Origin of the sequence: Pseudomonas vranovensis DSM 16006, assembly GCF_000425805.1 — a bacterium.
Lineage (GTDB): Bacteria > Pseudomonadota > Gammaproteobacteria > Pseudomonadales > Pseudomonadaceae > Aquipseudomonas > Aquipseudomonas vranovensis.
On sequence record NZ_AUED01000029.1, the window covers coordinates 17,604 to 33,643 of the forward strand.

Sequence of the window (16,040 nt, forward strand, 5' to 3'; positions counted from 1 at the left end):
GAGCGTGGATAGGGGCCAAGCGGTCAAGTGGCCGAACCAAAGGGAATCAGAGACCGAAGAACTCCCGGGCGTTGCCGGCAACGATGCGATGCTTGTCGCTTTCAGACAGTGCCGGGTGCTCCAGGACGCCAGCGCCGATCTGCTGCTCCCCAAGCGGAAACGGCGCATCGGAGCCGAGCATCACACGGTCGGTACCCATCACATCCACCAGCAGCTTTAGCGAGCGCTGGTCGAAGACGGCAGAGTCGACGTAGAAGCGCTTGACGTAGCTGGAGGGCAGGTTGGGGCAGTCCTCGCGGACGATGTCGCGGTGGCGCCAGGCGTTGTCGACACGGCCGAGCAAGAAGGCGAAGCCGCCGCCACCGTGGGCGAAGCACAAGCGCAGGGACTCGGGCAGGGTTTCGAAGGCGCCGGAGAGAATCAGCGAGAGGATGCCGAGCTGGGTTTCCGCCGGCATGGCGACCAGCCAGGGCAGCATCCACTTCTTCATGCGCTCGCGGCCCATCATGTCCCACGGATGCACCAGCAGGGGGATGTTCTCGTTGGCGCAATGGTGGAGGAATGTTACCAGGCCGTCGTGATCCAGATCGTTGTCGCCGACGTGGTTGCCGATCTGCACGCCGATGTGACCGCAGGCCTTGGCGCGGCTGGCCTCGCGGCAGGCGGCATCGATATCCTGCAGCGGAACCTGGGCCAGCACCTTGAGGCGATCGGGGGCATGGGCGGCCATTTCCACGGCGCGGTCATTCATCAGTTGCGCCCAAGGGAGGGCGCGTTCAATGGGTTGGTCGTAGCCGAACATCACCGGGGTGGCGCACATCACCTGGATGTCCAGGCCTTGTTCGTCGAGATGTTCAAGGCGGCGGACGGGGTCCCAGAGCACGTCGTGCACCGGGCGGAAGGGCTTGTCGCCGAGCATGATCTGGCCGCGCCGGCCTTCGGTGTGCAGCCAGGGCGCGCGTTCGGGGTTCAGGCGGGCAGCCTCTTCCTGGCTGATGGTGGGGAAGAAGTGGGAATGGATGTCGATTTTCATGAAGGGTGGAACTCCTGGAGTGTCTTGTGCCAGGTCTGCCAGTCACGGCCGGGATGGATCGCACCGCATTCCAGGCAGCGGCGCTCGTCATCGCTGGTGGCGTAGAAGCGCTCGTACACTGGCGGCAGGTCGGCAACGATGCTTTCCAGTTGCATCTCGTAACGTTTGATCAGGTGGCCGCAGCGGGCGCAGGACCATTGCAGGGCGTCATGCAGCCCGGCCGGGCGCTTGCGCTCGATCACCAGGCACAGGCTGCCGGGTTCGGGGCGCTGGGGCGAATGGATGACATGGGGCGCCATCAGGTAGATGTCGCCTTCCTTCAGGTCCACACGCTCGTAGCTACCCCGGTCCCAGATGTTGAGGTAGGCGTTGCCCTTGAACTGGTAGAAGAACTCCTCCACCGGGTCGTCGTGGAAGTCGGTGCGCTGGTTGGGGCCGCCAACCACCGTGACCATGAAGTCGCTGCCGTGCCAGATCTGCTGGTTACCCACCGGTGGCTTGAGCAAATGGGCGTGGTCTTCGATCCAGCGATTGAAGTTGAGCGGCGGGCTGAAGTGGTGCTTGTCCATTTTTATTATCTCAACGTGAGTGGGGCGCGTAGGCGACCGCCTTGATCTCGATGCGCAGGTGCGGGTGCGGCAGTTGGTGTACGGCGACGGTGGTACGGGTCGGCCCGGTTTCGTCGAAGTACTCGGCATAGACTTGGTTGTAACCGCCGAAGTCGTTTATATCGACCAGGAAGGTGCTGATCTCCACCACGTCTGCGAGGCTGGCGTTCTCGCTGGCGAGAATGTCGCGGATGTTCTCGATCACCGCGCGGGTCTGCGCGCGAATGTCGAGAGTAGTGGTGCCCATTTCATCCACTTCGACGCCGACGAAAGTGTTGTCCGGGCGGCGCGAGCTGGTGCCGGAGACGAACAGGAAGTCGCCGGCGCGCTTGATGTGGGGGAAGCGGCCGCGAGGCTTGGCCTTGCCGGCGACGACGGTGGCGCGGTTGTCACTCATGATGCGGTTCCTTGTGGGTTTGGGTCAGGGGCGCACGCTGAAGCTGCTTTCGCCCAGGCCCTGAATTTCGACGCTCACATGCATGCCCGGACGCAGCGCTTCGGCGGCGGTGGCGGCACCGGCCATCACCAGGCTACCGGCCGGTAGCACTCGCTCGGCGTCGTGCAGCAAACGCGAGGCCTGCACCAGGCTACGCAGCGGCTGGCCGAGGATCGCGGCGGTGGAGCCGACCTGTACTGCGCGGCCGTCCAGGCGCATCACCACACCCGCGTTGGCCAGCGCGGAGAAATCTCGCGACCAGGGGCCGACGGTCAGGCCGGAGGAGGAGCAGTTGTCTGCCACCACGTCCTCCAGGCTGAACTTGAAGGCCTGGTAGCGCGAGTCGATGATTTCCAGCGCCGGAGCAACTGCCTCCACGTAATCCGCAGCTTCCAGCAGTGTCAGCGGGCGGTCGATGTCACGGCGGGTGAGGAAACAGACCTCCGGTTCGGCGCGCGGGTGGATGTAGCGCGCCAGGTCGACCAGGCCGCCGTCCTCTTCCAGCATCGCATCGGTGAGCCAGCCCCAGATCAGGCTGTCGACGCCCATCTGGATCATCTTGGCGCGGCTGGTAAAGCCCAGCTTGATGCCGATGCAGCGCTCGCCATCGTCGTAGCGGCGCTGCATGGAGGTACGCTGGATGCGGTAGGCGTCGTCCAGCGAGAAGGGGGTCTCTGCGCTGAACTGGGCCAGGGGTTCGGCACGCCGTGCCGCTTGGTCGAGCGCGGTGGCGATGCGGGCGATATCGGTGCTCATGGGCGGTTCTCCGGGTGCTGGGCCAGCAGGTCGAGGGCGACGTCAACGATCATGTCTTCCTGGCCGCCGACCATGCGGCGCTTACCCAGTTCGACGAGGATGTCGAGGGTCTTCAGGCCGTACTTGGCGGCAGCCACTTCGGCGTGGCGCAGGAAGCTGGAGTAGACCCCGGCATAGCCCAGACCGAGGGTTTCACGGTCGACCCGTACCGGGCGATCCTGCAGCGGGCGCACCAGGTCGTCGGCGGCGTCCATCAGGCGGTACAGATCGGTGCCGTGGTTCCAGCCCAGGCGTTGCGCGGCAGCGATGAACACCTCCAGAGGCGCATTCCCGGCACCGGCGCCCATGCCGGCCAGGCTGGCGTCGATGCGGTCGCAGCCTTCCTCTACCGCGACGATGGAGTTGGCCACGCCGAGGGACAGGTTATGGTGGGCGTGCATGCCGGTCTGGGTCTCGGGCTTGAGTAGCGCTTTGAAAGCTCGCATCCGGTCGCGGATGTCGTGCATGTTCATGGCCCCGCCGGAGTCGGCCATGTAGATGCATTGCGCGCCGTAGCTTTCCATCAGTTGGCCTTGTTTTGCCAGTGCTTCGGCCGGGATCATGTGGCTCATCATCAGGAAACCGACGGTGTCCATTCCGAGCGAGCGGGCGTACTCGATGTGTTGTTTGGCAACATCCGCTTCGGTGCAGTGGGTGGCGACCCGCACCGAGCGCGCGCCGGCGTCGTAGGCGGCCTTGAGATCGTGCACCGTGCCGATGCCGGGGAGCAGCAACACGGTGAGCCGGGCGTGCTCGATCACTTCGGCCGCCGCCTCGATCCACTCCAGGTCGGTATGGGCGCCGAAGCCGTAGTTGAAGGACGAGCCCTGCAGTCCGTCGCCGTGGGTCACTTCGATTGAGTCGACGCCGGCCTGGTCGAGGGCGCGGGCGATGCCCTGCACCTGATCGAGGCTGTACTGGTGGCGGATCGCATGGCTGCCGTCACGCAGGGTCACGTCGGAGATATACAGCTTCTTGCCGTTCATGGGGGGCGTTCCTCAGGCGTTCAACAGCGACTGCGCCATGCGCTCGGCGGTGGCCAGCGCGGCGGAGGTCATGATGTCGAGGTTGCCGGCGTATGCCGGCAGGTAATGGGCGGCGCCTTCCACCTCGAGGTAAATCGAGGTCTTCAACCCGCAGAAGCGACCGTGGCCGGGGATGTTCAGTGGGGTGGACGCGGGGATTACGTCGAACTGCACCTTCTGCTTCAGGCGGTAGCCTGGCACGTAGGCCTGCACGGCGGCGGCCATTTCCTCTACGCTGGCCTCGATGCAGGCCTGGTCGGCGGCCTCGGACAGCACGAACACGGTGTCGCGCATCATCAGCGGCGGTTCGGCCGGGTTCATGACGATGATCGCCTTGCCCTTGGCGGCACCGCCGATCACCTCGATGGCCTTGCTGGTGGTCTCGGTGAACTCGTCGATGTTGGCGCGGGTGCCGGGGCCGGCGGACTTGCTGGCGATAGAGGCGACGATTTCGGCGTAGTACACCTTGGCCACCCTCGACACGGCTGCCACCATCGGGATGGTTGCCTGGCCACCGCAGGTGACCATGTTGACGTTGAGCGCCTGCAGGTGCTGCTCCAGATTGACCACCGGCACGCAATAGGGACCGATGGCGGCCGGCGTCAGGTCGATCAGGCGCAGGCCGGGCTTGTGGCCGCGCAGAAAGGCGTCGTTCTTGATGTGTGCGCCGGCGCTGGTGGCATCGAAGACGAAGTCGATCTCGTTAAAGACCGGCAGGCGGGTCAGGCCCTCGACGCCTTCATGGGTAGTGGGCACGCCCAGACGTGCTGCGCGGGCCAGGCCGTCGGATGCCGGGTCGATGCCGACCATGGCCCCCATCTCCAGGTATTGCGCATTGCGCAGCACCTTGATCATCAGGTCGGTGCCGATGTTGCCGGAGCCGATGATGGCGACTTTGAGTTTCTTGCTCATGGAGGCTCCTCTTAATCCCGATTGGCAAAGGCCGCGGTGACGCTGCCCAGGCCCTGGATGTGCGCGGTGAACTGGTCGCCCGGCTGGGCCGCGACCATCGGCCCGAGCGCCCCGGTAAGCAGGATGTCGCCGGCTCGCAGTGGCTCGCCGAGGCGGGCCATGGTGTCGGCGAGCCAGACGGCGGCGTTCAGCGGGTTGCCCAGGCAGGCTGCGCCGGCACCGACGGACACCGGCTCGCCGCGCAGCGTCATGCTCATGCCACAACGCACCAGATCCAGCTGGTCCAACTGCACGGGACGGGTGCCGAGCACGAACAGGCCGGACGAGGCATTGTCGGCGATGGTGTCGACCAGCTTGATGTCCCAGTTGGCGATGCGGCTGCCGACCACCTCGATCGCCGGCAGGGCATAGGCGGTGGCGCGGATCAGGTCGGCTACGGTGTGGCGTTCGTGGGGCAGATCGTGCTCCAGCACCAGGGCGATCTCGGCCTCGACCTTGGGCTGGGCGCAGTCCACCCATGCGATCGGCTGGCCGTCGCCGCGGACCATGTCGGCCAGCAGCAGGCCGAAGTCCGGCTGGTCGACGCCCAGTTGGGCCTGCACTGCCGAGCTGGTCAGGCCGATCTTGCGGCCCACCGGACGGCGACCGGCGGCCACAGCGAGCTGGTTGTTGTGGCGTTGCACGGCGTAAGCCAGGGTGATCGCCTCGGCATTCGGTTCGTTAGCCTGGGCGGTGGCGATCAACTCGCGCACCGGTGGGCAGGGCTGGCCGCTCAGCTGCGCCTGGCGCAGGAGATCGGCGGCTTCGAGGAGGACGGCATGCATGGGAATACTCCTGCTCAGGCGTTGACGCAAACGGTGGTGGCTTCGGAGTAGAAGTCCAGGGAGTGACGGCCGCCCTCGCGGCCCAGGCCGGAGAGTCGCGCACCGCCGAAGGGTGTGCGCAGGTCACGGAGGAACCAGGTGTTGACCCATACCATGCCGACGCGCAACTGGCGCGATACCTTGTGGGCGCGCTTGAGGTTTGTGGTCCAGACGGCGGCGGCGAGGCCATAGGCGGAGTCGTTGACGCGACGGATCACTTCTTCGTCGTGGTCGAACGGGGCGATGTGACAGACCGGGCCGAAGACTTCCTCACGCACGCAGTGGGCGTCATCGGACAGCCCGGTCCAGATGGTTGGCTGCACATAGGCACCATTGTCCCGGGCATCGCCGAAGTGTGGCACGCCGCCACCGGTGACGACCGTGGCACCCTCGCGGCGGGCCAGTTCGAAGTAGCCCAGAACCTTGTCACGGTGTTTGTGCGAGATCAGCGGGCCCATGTTGACGCCGTCCTCATTCGGGTAGCCGATCTTGAGCTTTTCGGCGCCCTCCTTGAGGGCCGCGACAAAACGCTCGTAGATCGGCCGTTCGACGTAGACCCGTTCCGAGCAGAGGCATACCTGGCCAGAGTTGGTGAAGCTGGAGCGCAACACGCCCGCGACCGCGGCGTCGAAATCGCAGTCGGCGAAGACTACGGCGGCATTCTTGCCACCCAGTTCGAAGGACACCTCGCGCACGCCCTCGGCTGCCGCCTTCATGATGGTGGCGCCGGTGCGGGACTCACCGGTGAACGTAATGGCGTCCACATCGGGGTGACGGGTGAGGAATTCGCCGGTCGAGTTCGGCCCGAAACCATGCACCAGGTTGAACACGCCCGCCGGCACGCCAGCGTCTTGCATAACCTCGGCCAGCAGGGTGGCGGTGGAGGGTGAGTCTTCCGAGGGCTTGACCACCACCGAGTTGCCACAGGCCAGCGCAGGCGCGACCTTCCAAGTGAGCAGCAGCATAGGCAGGTTCCACGGCGAGATGATGGCGACTACGCCGTGAGGCTTGCGCACCGTGTAGCTGAAGACATCGTTGTTATCGGCGGTACGCATCTCGTAGTACTCGCCGCCGGCCTGGCGAATCAGCTCGGCGAAAGTGCGAAAGTTGTGAACGCCGCGGGCGATATCCAGGGTCCGGGCCTGCTGTACGGGGCGGCCGGTATCGGCTACTTCCGCAGCGACGAATTCCTCGAAGCGGCGCTCGATGCCTTCGGCGATTCGCTGCAGGACGTCCGCTCGCTGGCTGGCACTGTAGCTTGCCCAAGGGCCCTCCTGGGCCGCTTTGGCCGCGGTTACCGCACTATCCACCAGCGCCGCGTCGGCCTTGCAGACCCGAGCCAGGGTGCGACCGTCGACGGGAGATACATTGTCAAACGTCGTGGCGGTGGCAACGAACTCTCCGTTCACGAAGTGGCGTAGCAGGGGCAGGGGATTGGGCACGATAACCTCCGATTCTTGGAATTTCGGAGGAGTCTATGGAGTCTTTCTATAAGCGAGTAATGAATTAATTGCTGCCTGATATTGGCATTCGGAATAGCTGCCTGTTAACTCGGCTGTTCGCCATGTTGCTCTGCGCCAGCCTGCTCCAGGCATTCGCGGAACAGGCGTGCTGCCGGCCCCAGTTCGCGGTTGCCGGCGTGGAAGTAGCCGATGTCGCCGAACTGCAGGTGGGTGCCCAGATCCAGGCTGGCCAGCAATCCGACTCCGGTGAATTGGCGGGTCGCTTCCAGCGGCATGACGGCGACGGTTTGCTGGTCTTGCATCAGGCTGATATTGGTGAGAATCGACAAGGACTCCACCACATTGGCGGGCGCTGCCAATCCGGCCTCGTAGAAGAGGCTGTCGACGGTGCGGCGCAGCAGCGAGTCGCGAGTCGGCAGCACCCAGGGATAGTCGAGCAGGGTCTTGAGGTTGACCGGGCTTTGGCCAATCAGCGGGTGATTCGCACCTGCGACGACGGACAGCTCCTCACCATAGAGCACTTGCGCCTCCAACTGTGACGACTCGTGGTACCAACGCCAGTCGTCCGGTACACGCCCCACTACCAGGTCGACCTCGCCCACGGCCAGGGCCGGGAACAATTGGTCCATCTGGCCCACTCGCAGTGACACCAGCACCTTCGGTGCTCGTTGCTTGAGCAGTTGCAGGGCACGCGGCAGCAGTGAACTGGATGCGGAGATAAGGGTGCCAACCAGTACATGTCCCGAGGTACCTTCCTGGTAGGCATTGACTTCGTCCGTCAGTGAGCGCAGTTCGGCAAGCAGCGATTTGCTACGCCGCGCCATCAGCTCGCCCAATGGCGTGGCTCGGACACCCCGGTTACCACGGACCAGCAACGGCGCGTCGAAGTAGGATTCCAGCTCGTGGATGATCTTGGTTACCGCGGGTTGGGTCAGGCTCAGCGCCTGGGCTGCGCGTAGCAAGGAACCGCTCTGAAGCACCTGGTCGAATACCATCAACTGGTAGAACTTGAGTTTGCGCGCAACGGACAGATGAGTGAACTGCATGCTTGACCTTCAAATGGCGGGCTTGGGGGGGAGCATTGCACACTTGAGGTCGTCCGATGCAAGCAGCGGAACAAATCGGGGCCGTCGGGTGCTGGCGTGGAGTCGGTGCGTGGCTACGATTGCCGGATGGTGTCGGGTGGTTGGATCCTTCTCTCAGGTCGGTCCATGATGCAATAGCCCCTTGGCAACCATCAATGCCTGGTCGTGCACCTAGGACGTAAAAATCCTTCCCTATGCAAAAGCCACCTGCGCCGTAGTGACGTAGGTGGCTTTCAAGTGTGGCGGCTTGATTTACTGCAATCAGTCCAGAGCAGCTGAAATCAGCTCAGGCCTGGCTGAAAAACCAAGGAGCCTTCGTTTCTCACTCTAAACCGTATGGGCAGCATTGATTTACTTAGGATTTATCAGTGAGAGTCGAACCAAAAAATCAGAAAATCCGAACCTAAGAATTTTCATTCACTGGCAGTCGTATAGCCTGGGGGCAAAGCTTGGTAGATCGCGGATGTTCATGAAAGCTGGCTAACCGCTATATGGGCCAACTGACATACGATCGAGGGGCTTGAATGATGCACAGCGAGATGTCGTTCTTGGGTAGTCGGAGGACGCGTTCTGAATTCACATGTCACTCACTGTAACCCACCTGGCAGAAAATCCAACTTGTCACAGATTCAGGCGTTTTTATTTTGGCAGCTACAGGCGAGGCGAGGTGTTTTTGATAAATAAATGTCGAGATTAAGTGCGCCCGTCAATTATTCTTCTAGAAGGGCTCAAGTGCTTAATTTGAAGGGCGACAGCGCGGTTCGTGATAAATTTTTTTCCGGCCAGCTCTGGAGGGAGGTCCCCTACGATGGCTATTCCTCCTTTGTCTACTAGATACTTGAAATATCCTGTTATACCAACTCGGGAATCTGCCATGGCTAAAGTGCAATAATTTTTGAGAAAGCTTCTAAGTTTTTTGTAATCCTCTTGATTTATCCATTCTTTGCCTAGCCCATAAATAGCGGTCACAAATCCAGTTTTGGTAAAATTTTTGTGAAATCCTTTTATTGAAATTTTTAATTTTTCACATAAGTCACTGGTTAGTATTAAGTCATCAAGATAAGTTTTGTTTGTTTTTGCTGTTTCAAAATTAAAGCCTACCGGCTTTAAGTCGTCAAAGCGATAAATGGTTTCAGTAGGTTTGCCTGGTTTTTCATGTGTTGGGTATATGTTTTTTTGCTCTAAAAAGCGTTGTATTTTTGTAGGGTGAATGCCGCACCATCTAGAAATCGTAATCGCGTTTACGTGAGTAACAAAAAAATTCTTGGCCTTCAGTTTACTGATGAATAACGCGCTAGGCGCGCCATCGCTATCTGCAGAAAGATCGTGCGTTTTTAGAAGCGCCATTACAGTGTCCACTGAGAAATTTAGATAGCTGCTGGCTTCAAGTATTGTCATTGTTTCTTCTGTGGTATTTGAATTTTTGTATATCAACTCTTCTATATCCTGCCTTCGGAATATCGATGTCGTACCAAAGCCAGTAATTGGGCCTGCTACGGGGTTTATTCCTAAGCTTGTCAGCAGTTTGGTCGCTAGATTGGGGACTGTACCTATCATTTTTGTAAATTCGCCGGCGGTCAAGAAATTGTAATTGGCTGCATCTATGTCAGACTTTCGCAAATATAGAGCGTTTCCCCTTCTCTTTGCCAATTTTCGCGGGATGATACATCCATTTCTAATGAGACAAGCGAGTGTGCTTGGTGTGAATTTGGAAAATCTTGATGCCTCAGCGCAAGTGTAGTAGTCATCAATTTCACTCTCGTTGATAAACTCAAGTTTCTTTCTGTTGGAAATGTTAGGTGTTTTTCGTTGCTGCGCTGCTTCTAGAAATTCGATGATTCGGTCGGAATCAGAGCGCTTTATGATTACCGGAAAGGTAAATGGTTTTTTAGGAATGGGTAATATGTTTAAAATTCGCATGGCTAGAGAGACTATTTTTATGCTTTGCTTTGCTCTTGAAGTTAGCTGGTTTAAACTTTCGTACGTGTCATGAAACTTCTGTAGTTCGTGCTCTGAGATGTTGTGGCTGTGGTCGCTTTTAACTGTGATCTCCAGCAGTCCTGCCTTAATCAACCGCCTAACTGTGTGTGGGGTGAATCCAAGAACTTGTGCGGCCGCAGTTAGGTTTATGACTCTCGATTCAGGTTTATTTGCGACGGGTCGTAGTTTGAATTTCTCAAAATCTTCGAGCAACTCTAAAATAAGATTTTCGGGAATTTTACGTTCGCGGCCAACACTTTTCCATATGTGTTGCGTTAGTTTGGTAAACTCCAGCCATTGTTTCCATGGTAAGTTTATAAGTTTTCTGATCTGTTTTCTGGTTAAGAGGAAGCTTTCTTTTTGTGGGTTTAAATGTGTTGTGGGCGAAAAAGAGGGGGGCGAGCAGTGTGAGCAAGTACAATTTAGAAAGGCGCTGACAGCATTTATTGATGTTTCGGTTTCCACTAGGGATAGCGCTGAAGAAATTATCCGTCTTTCAAGTTGCGGATATTGGGAGTGAAGTTTGTGAAGATAATGTATCAATGTGTTTTGATCGTCCTCAACTACAGCTATTGCAGCAATTAGTTTGGCTCTATTCGAGTCTATGCCTAAATTAGGGGTGGTGTAATTTAGTGAGTGCAAGGTGTGGGCGAGTAAGTCTAAATTGTCTTGCTTTGATTCCCGAAACCAGGTGAGCAGAGTGCGTTCGGGAACCGCTTCACTTTGTTTGCAAAGAGGAGAGATGATCTCGCTTTTGCATGCGCGGCATTGTGTTGTTAGCGTGTCGAACCAAGAAAGTTGAATGTTGCATTTTGGGCAAGAAAACAAGTAAGTTCTTTCGTGGTAGGGGCAGTGGAGGCATATTCTAAAATCTTTTATAAAATACTCCATGCCGCCTTGCCAACATTCCGAACAAAATCCTCTCCCGGACCAACGTATCATTGAGTCTTTGATTGTTAGTCCATGTATAATATGGCGTTTATTTAAACATGAGGCTGTTTCGGGCGGGTAAAATCCGGATAAGAACGCATCATCATAGACGCCGGCTCTTTTTGCGATCCAGACCGGCACTTCTCCGGTAATGCTTAGCGCCTGGCTACTATATAATGGTGCGCCAAGGCCTGAAAATTGGGCAGGTATAACACACCCATGCTTCACTGCGAATCGCTTCAGTAGGCTTGTTGGACTCTCCTCGGGAAGGGGAAAAGGAACAAAAAACAATTCTTTCATTGCACTATCCGATGCGACTTTATCTTTTCTTTAACCTCTCTCGATTCTATATGTCGAATATTGCTTACGAGGTCATATGAGAACGGGTTGCCGGAAATTAGCTTGGTGGGTAAAGTGAGACGCTCACAAGAATAATGCAGGTCGGCTAGCTTTAAGCCATTGCCATCATCACGCAAGAGGCAACGCTTAAGCGCAACGAATAAGACTTTTCTCAGCCAGCCTAAATTACCTGCTGTCGCCAAGAATAGACTCAATGCAATGGACGGGTCGTGTAGGCATATGTCATTGGTAAGACCCGTAACATTAGAGCTGGCCTCATTTAATTTTTCTAATGTGCGAACGTATTCCGAGCTAATGTCATCGCTGAATGAAAAGAACTCTAAGTTAACTTGATACGGAAATCGAGTGGCGAATGCAGCGAGATGCGAGCGAATATCGACACACTCTTCAGTTCCGCTTATGATAACTGGCTTGCCTAATGCATTAATAAAGGACGCTATCCAGCCAAGAGTTTGCGGACGAATTTTTTTGGCAGATCCAATGCAAAGGCGGTTGATTTCGTCCAAGAAAACGAGCTCGACCCGTCTTTGCTTGAGCAGACTGACAAGTTGTTGTGTCATTTCCTCAAGGCTACCTCTGGGTTTGGGAATGCCCAGCGCAATTAACATCTGTCGCGGCATGCCTTTAACGGTTACATCACTAGGGACTTCAAAGTAGATGACGGGGTCGCACAAATCGACACCACCTTTGACGATGTTTGCATATTTTTGAATATACTGCTCCATTACCTGGTAGCACAGTGTTGTCTTCCCGCCCCCGGTCTTAGCGCACAAAATCGCGCCATAGGGCTGTCCAGAGACATTAGTGTCCTCTATCGCATCTAGCAGGACCGAGTGTGCAGCGTTGAACCGCGGGAAGTGAACTCTGCAATATGTGAACGTATTTAGCAGAGAGTCAATCTTATCGCGCTCCATGACGACTGTCCTCGGTTGAAATAGTAAAGTCTTCAGGAGTGGCGGTGTTATATTCGTGATGAATCAATGCATTGTCTAAGGATAACGGTGGTTGCTCAAGAATCTCCGTCACCTGATGCAGATTCAGATCTCCATTTTCCAATGCTGACAAAAGTGGTTGGTAGCCTTTTTTGTTGGCTTTGGCAATCTTCCAAAGAAGTTGTGTTCGGGCCTCTTCAGCCTTGCAATAACAGTGAGTTTGCCTAATAGCCTTTTGCTGTGCTCGAATCAAATGATGGAAGTCTAATGTCAAGCCATTTTGATATGCAGGATGAAGGGGGGTTAAAGTCTGTATCTCATCAGGATAGCTAGGATGGCATACCCACGCTTTACCTACATCGCCAGCATCAAAATAGAGAATAAGCTTCTTAGTCTTTGGTTGTTTTGTAATGAAGTAGCTGACTGCGGGTCCCCACCAGTGTAAGTTGTCGTGACGCACTCGCCCGCTTGGGGTGCCAGTCACTTCTGCAGACCGCCAAAAGCAGCGCCGCAAATCGTCTCCCGAAAATCTCTGTGGCTGGAATTGCGTGCTCAGGGCTGTTGACCAAGCTTCGTTAGGAGACATTTCCAGTGTGCTGTGCTTGGCTGCATGATAGGTATCTAGCCACTCGGCGAAGATGCTCTGGGCTTGTTCGAGTGTATACATTGCCTGCTCTTCCGAATTGTAGTCACCCCTTGCTTCAATGCTTTCTTTTGTTGTGCCACGCAATAGATGTTCTATCTCACAGGCCCACGTTGCGAAGAATCTCTCGACATGTGGCTTCTGATTCGGTTCTTCTGGCTCGCAAAAAGAAACTTCAGCACCCATTAACCAGAGAACCTTTCTCAACGCCCTAGCAATAAATTCTGGGCCGTTATCGAAAATGTATAGTTCAGCCAAACCACCATAGGGGTTATCCGCGTTCAATGAGTCCCGCAAAACGAGAACGGTGGTGTCCAAAGAAGCCGGATTAAATGAAATGTGCCAGGCAATAATAAATCGAGTTTTTACTTCGATGAAGACGGTAAGCACCGGTTTCCCTAGTGGTTTTCCATGCTTATCCACCAATATTATGTCCAAAGGACGTGAGTCCGCTTCTACACGCTCGAACAGGCGCTCGGGCTCAGGTATTGGTGCACCCCAGTAATGAGTTTTCTTTGCAGCTTTTCGGCCGCGTTGATGAAGCATGGTTTCGTGAGCGTTGACCTCATTAATGATCCTGTAAAACGTGGATATAGATGGGATGCGAAATTGCTCAGTTTTTCGGCGCCGAGTGTTCAGTGCATCCAGCATTAACCTAATGCTGCTGATTAATGCTGTCTTGCTAAAGGGGGTCGGTGTCCAGTAATAGCTGGCAATGTTGAGTTTTATTAGTTGCTGTACTTCTGGTGGCTGGTGAGAAATATGTTTGTTTATTGGCCTGAAAGTGTTGGGTATGAGGGAGGTGAAATTTCTTCCTGAATTTAGGAATGTACGTTTCCATTCCCATAAGGTGGTGAAGCTAGGTGCTTTATGTGGGCCGATTTTTTTAGTCATGACCTCAATAAACTCGAGATGAGTTCGTCTTGTGACCCAGCTGCATTCTTCTAATAAGGCCTTGACATAAGCGGCTCTTGTTTCAAGGGTGCGAGCTTCTTTTTTAGGGAGACGGGCAATTATTACGTTAGGGGTCGTCTGTATGGGGGCTTCTTGCAGCTTCAGCATTTTACCTTGGTCAACTGCTCGCCGAAGTGTGGCTACATACTGATAGACAACTTGGGGAGGGCCATAGACCGAACGTAATTGCACTCGCTCGTCGTCCGTCTCCATCACTTGGTAATCTTTACCGCAGTAGTGATAGCGTTCTCCAACCCGGATTTCAACTAAGGCGCGCATATTAAGAGTTCCGCACGCGGGAACTGAGGTTGAATGGTTGAGTAAGGTTGATAGAGGTCATCTTGTAAAAAATTGAATAGGCAATGTCTCCAGGCAGATTACCGCTGCTCAGTAGATTCTGGACTGATAAATCATTAGAATCTGAGTTATTAATCGTACCAACCACCTGGCGTGCACCTTCTGACGTGCCATGCAGGGCGTGATGGTAAAGGAGCCTCAAGTTATGAATTTTTTGGGATTGGCTGATGCTGGATAGTGTGATTATGTCCAGAACAAGCCCTGCCTCACTAAAAAGTGCGCGGAGCCTGCTCTGCCTGTCTTTCTCTACCTGAAGAGTTATGGTTGCAGGCTTCAAAAGTTCGTAAAAAACTATATGGCCACTGTCAAAAAGGGCGCAGAAGTCAGGGCTGTAGCATTCATTCCTTCGTTCAAATTGAATTTTACCGGGGCGGCTGCAGTAACCTGTGACGCCGGCTTCATATTCTAAATGAACACAAAAATCCGAATGCTGAAGCGCCGTGCAACCCACAGCGGATTTGTTTTTTCTCGAGGGGAAGTGTGTGATTCGCCTATGGCGTTGGCCGGTTGTTAATTCAGTGCGAGCTGAAATCGTGACTGTGCCCGGCAGATGGGATTTCAGATCAAGTTCCATAAAGTCTCCGTGTATTGACGGGCTTTAAGCTATCTAATCAAAACAAGATCTTTCTCTGCCTCAGGCGCTGTCTGTGTACTGGTGCAGGTCAGCCGCTAGGCGTCCCAAATAGCAATAGAACTGACTGACGTTTTGACAGGTCATGAGTGATCGTTGGATTTATTTTCGCCCAATCCGGCACACCTTAGAAGACCACGATATAAAATAAATCTATCGGCCTTGTGCGGATAATTACTAGAAAAATCAATATGTTAACAAATGCGAAAACTTCTGCATTTGTGGATTACGGCTAGCATTGACCGCTCCTTGTAGTGCCGCTACGCCGCCGTGTAGTGGTAGGGCTTCATGTGTAGTGCTGCTACATTTTTTGTTGCGACACTACATTCAAGGCAATCCGTTTCTCCCTAGTGGTTTAGGGCGACACTGGAAAGGAGTTTTCGCTATGAGGGACAGCCGGTTGGATTTGCCCGATCTAAGACGTGCCCGAGGAATCGCTTTTTCCGTTTCGGTGGCTGAGTGCTATGGGTGTCAAGACAGTGCAGCAGCGGTGGCAGCCTATGAAGCTGCCCACGACATTACAGTGCTTCCAGGAGCGGGAACACCTCCAGAACTGCTCAAGCTTTGGCGACGCAGATTCAATGGCTCCGTTGCTTCTGAGATAACTCGAGTGAGTTTGTATGAGCGATTTCCCACCCTCCGCAGCGTTTTCGATTCCTCCTTGTGGAGCCTGCTAAAGCCAGAGTGAATCGCCCCGGGTTTTCTAGACACTCTCCAGGCTCGCTGTGTAACGCTTTTCAAACTCTACCGGTGACAACTGATTGTTGAAACCATGACGTCGTTTTGGGTTGTAAAACATTTCGATGTAATCGAACACATCACCACGAGCATCCTGGCGTGTGGTGTAGATTTTCCGCTTGATCCGTTCCCGCTTTAACAACTGGAAAAAGCTCTCCGCTACGGCGTTGTCGTGGCAGTTGCCTCGACGACTCATGCTGGCAACCAGGTTGTTAGCCTTCAAGAAGCTTCGCCAGTCTGAGCTGCTGTACTGGCGGCCCTGATCCGAATGAATCATCACCTCTTGCTTCGGTTT

General features: G+C 55.6%; 14 protein-coding genes. All 14 read right to left on the reverse strand.

The annotated features are described in order from the left end of the window. Positions 1–46: 46 nt before the first annotated feature. A complete protein-coding gene (locus H621_RS0118860; RefSeq protein WP_028944887.1) occupies positions 47–1,033 on the reverse strand; it encodes an amidohydrolase family protein in 987 nt (328 codons plus the stop codon). Then, positions 1,030–1,602 (reverse strand): 3-hydroxyanthranilate 3,4-dioxygenase, encoded by a 573-nt coding sequence (locus tag H621_RS0118865; protein WP_028944888.1) that lies wholly within the window; start codon positions 1,600–1,602, stop codon positions 1,030–1,032. The genes H621_RS0118860 and H621_RS0118865 overlap by 4 nt, the downstream gene beginning before the upstream one ends. Before the next feature lie 10 nt (positions 1,603–1,612). After that, on the reverse strand, positions 1,613–2,038 hold the full coding sequence (locus tag H621_RS0118870; RefSeq protein WP_028944889.1) for a RidA family protein: 426 nt from the start codon (positions 2,036–2,038) through the stop codon (positions 1,613–1,615). Positions 2,039–2,062: 24 nt separating this feature from the next. Beyond that, a complete protein-coding gene (locus tag H621_RS0118875; protein WP_028944890.1) occupies positions 2,063–2,833 on the reverse strand; it encodes a 2-keto-4-pentenoate hydratase in 771 nt (256 codons plus the stop codon). Further along, entirely contained in the window at positions 2,830–3,858 is a 1,029-nt protein-coding gene (gene dmpG / locus H621_RS0118880) for a 4-hydroxy-2-oxovalerate aldolase (RefSeq protein ID WP_028944891.1), read from the reverse strand. Before dmpG ends, H621_RS0118875 begins: the two co-directional genes overlap by 4 nt. 12 nt (positions 3,859–3,870) lie before the next feature. Further along, positions 3,871–4,809, reverse strand: coding sequence for an acetaldehyde dehydrogenase (acetylating) (locus H621_RS0118885; RefSeq protein WP_028944892.1), 939 nt, complete (start codon positions 4,807–4,809; stop codon positions 3,871–3,873). Positions 4,810–4,820: 11 nt separating this feature from the next. Further along, the gene (locus H621_RS0118890; protein ID WP_028944893.1) at positions 4,821–5,633 is read right to left on the reverse strand and encodes a fumarylacetoacetate hydrolase family protein; all 813 of its coding nucleotides are present in this window, start codon (positions 5,631–5,633) and stop codon (positions 4,821–4,823) included. Positions 5,634–5,647: 14 nt separating this feature from the next. Then, positions 5,648–7,114: a 2-hydroxymuconic semialdehyde dehydrogenase gene (locus tag H621_RS0118895; RefSeq protein WP_036990092.1), complete on the reverse strand. Its 1,467-nt coding sequence runs from the start codon at positions 7,112–7,114 to the stop codon at positions 5,648–5,650. Between the two features lie 104 nt (positions 7,115–7,218). Next, on the reverse strand, positions 7,219–8,181 hold the full coding sequence (locus tag H621_RS0118900) for a LysR substrate-binding domain-containing protein (protein WP_028944895.1): 963 nt from the start codon (positions 8,179–8,181) through the stop codon (positions 7,219–7,221). Positions 8,182–8,913: 732 nt separating this feature from the next. Further along, on the reverse strand, positions 8,914–11,430 hold the full coding sequence (locus H621_RS28530) for a helix-turn-helix domain-containing protein (RefSeq protein WP_156905630.1): 2,517 nt from the start codon (positions 11,428–11,430) through the stop codon (positions 8,914–8,916). Continuing rightward, a complete protein-coding gene (locus tag H621_RS27785) occupies positions 11,427–12,404 on the reverse strand; it encodes a TniB family NTP-binding protein (protein ID WP_028944896.1) in 978 nt (325 codons plus the stop codon). Before H621_RS27785 ends, H621_RS28530 begins: the two co-directional genes overlap by 4 nt. Continuing rightward, positions 12,391–14,298, reverse strand: a complete 1,908-nt coding sequence (locus H621_RS28190; protein WP_084168000.1) for an integrase catalytic domain-containing protein — start codon at positions 14,296–14,298, stop codon at positions 12,391–12,393. Before H621_RS28190 ends, H621_RS27785 begins: the two co-directional genes overlap by 14 nt. A 1-nt stretch (position 14,299) precedes the next feature. Then, positions 14,300–14,950, reverse strand: coding sequence for a hypothetical protein (locus H621_RS28535; protein ID WP_156905631.1), 651 nt, complete (start codon positions 14,948–14,950; stop codon positions 14,300–14,302). 760 nt (positions 14,951–15,710) lie between these two features. After that, a partial coding sequence (locus H621_RS0118915; protein WP_028943549.1) for an IS3 family transposase occupies positions 15,711–16,040 on the reverse strand: 330 nt, incomplete at its 5' end.

What these genes read in the sequence shown, in the direction of transcription:
- H621_RS0118860 (WP_028944887.1), bottom strand. Translation starts at nt 1,033, where the DNA reads ATGAAAATCGACATCCATTCCCACTTCTTCCCCACCATCAGCCAGGAA.
- H621_RS0118865 (WP_028944888.1), bottom strand. Translation starts at nt 1,602, where the DNA reads ATGGACAAGCACCACTTCAGCCCGCCGCTCAACTTCAATCGCTGGATC.
- H621_RS0118870 (WP_028944889.1), bottom strand. Translation starts at nt 2,038, where the DNA reads ATGAGTGACAACCGCGCCACCGTCGTCGCCGGCAAGGCCAAGCCTCGC.
- H621_RS0118875 (WP_028944890.1), bottom strand. Translation starts at nt 2,833, where the DNA reads ATGAGCACCGATATCGCCCGCATCGCCACCGCGCTCGACCAAGCGGCA.
- dmpG (WP_028944891.1), bottom strand. Translation starts at nt 3,858, where the DNA reads ATGAACGGCAAGAAGCTGTATATCTCCGACGTGACCCTGCGTGACGGC.
- H621_RS0118885 (WP_028944892.1), bottom strand. Translation starts at nt 4,809, where the DNA reads ATGAGCAAGAAACTCAAAGTCGCCATCATCGGCTCCGGCAACATCGGC.
- H621_RS0118890 (WP_028944893.1), bottom strand. Translation starts at nt 5,633, where the DNA reads ATGCATGCCGTCCTCCTCGAAGCCGCCGATCTCCTGCGCCAGGCGCAG.
- H621_RS0118900 (WP_028944895.1), bottom strand. Translation starts at nt 8,181, where the DNA reads ATGCAGTTCACTCATCTGTCCGTTGCGCGCAAACTCAAGTTCTACCAG.
- H621_RS28530 (WP_156905630.1), bottom strand. Translation starts at nt 11,430, where the DNA reads ATGAAAGAATTGTTTTTTGTTCCTTTTCCCCTTCCCGAGGAGAGTCCA.
- H621_RS27785 (WP_028944896.1), bottom strand. Translation starts at nt 12,404, where the DNA reads ATGGAGCGCGATAAGATTGACTCTCTGCTAAATACGTTCACATATTGC.
- H621_RS28190 (WP_084168000.1), bottom strand. Translation starts at nt 14,298, where the DNA reads ATGCGCGCCTTAGTTGAAATCCGGGTTGGAGAACGCTATCACTACTGC.
- H621_RS28535 (WP_156905631.1), bottom strand. Translation starts at nt 14,950, where the DNA reads ATGGAACTTGATCTGAAATCCCATCTGCCGGGCACAGTCACGATTTCA.